This window comes from Paenibacillus apis (assembly GCF_018333295.1).
Classification (GTDB): domain Bacteria; phylum Bacillota; class Bacilli; order Paenibacillales; family Paenibacillaceae; genus Fontibacillus; species Fontibacillus antibioticophila.
Genome location: NZ_BORS01000047.1, coordinates 1 through 1,018, shown reverse-complemented (window position 1 = coordinate 1,018; position 1,018 = coordinate 1). Strand labels below are relative to the sequence as shown.

Sequence of the window (1,018 nt, the reverse complement as noted above, 5' to 3'; positions counted from 1 at the left end):
GGTCAAGTCCATTATTGTGTGTAAAATCCTCGTCAGAGATTGTCTAGCCGATCCGAACTACTTTTGAATCTCCTTTTTTCCTGTTCTTGCGCCATTCTAGAAACTCAGTCATTTCGAGATACTTTTTGCCCATGGACCACTTTTCATCTTGTTCCATTAGTAACGCCCCAAGAAGACGGAGCACCGACTCACGGTTTGGAAATATGCGAATAACACGCTCTCTGCGCCGAATTTCGGCGTTTAAACGTTCTACCGCATTGGTTGTACGAGTACGCTTTCTATACTCAGGAGGAAGCACTAAAACGGCTGTAGCATCGTCAAATCCAGCCTCCAAGATCTCCATGGCTTTGGAGGCTTTTTCTTGAAACAAATCTACTGTCTGGGCAAGCAAGGTGCGTGCAGTTTGTGGATCAGCTGCCTCAAAGATGGAGCGTACATGAGCTTTAACTTCACTCCTTAGAGGCTTCGGGGTAGCGTCTAAGATATTGCGCATAAAGTGAGTTTGGCATCGTTGCCAGGTAATCCCCTGTAGGTGCTGCCCAATGGCTTTTACAAGGCCCCCATGGCTGTCACTGGTGATGATCTCAACACCGCGTAGCCCACGATGCTTGAGTTGGGTAAAGAATTCACCCCAGCTTGCTTCTGATTCCGTGTCACCAATCATCATGCCAATGATTTCCCGGTAACCCTCCAGGTTGATCCCTGTAGCGATCATAACGCCTCTTGAGCGAACCCGGCCATCTTCGCGCACCTTGGTGTAGAGTGCATCTACGATGACAAATGGGTACTCCTCCTTCAAAGGTCGATGATTCCAAGCAGTAACGATAGGATCCAACTGCTTGCACAGATCACTCACGGTCGACTTAGAGAACTCAGCACCGCATAATTCCTCGGTCACCTGGGTGATCTTGCGAGTGGATACGCCATTAATGACCATCTCCATCAGTGCAAGCACAAGAGCTTGTTCGCTTCGTTGATAGCGAGAAAAGAGCTCCGTGGAAAACTTACCGTCTCTGAA

At 48.4% G+C, this 1,018-nt stretch carries 1 protein-coding gene; it reads right to left on the bottom strand.

What is annotated here, in order from left to right:
- Positions 1 to 43 precede the first annotated feature (43 nt).
- Positions 44 to 1,018, bottom strand: a 975-nt coding sequence (locus KI362_RS25210) for an IS256 family transposase (protein ID WP_301630985.1), incomplete at its 5' end; no start/stop codon positions are given.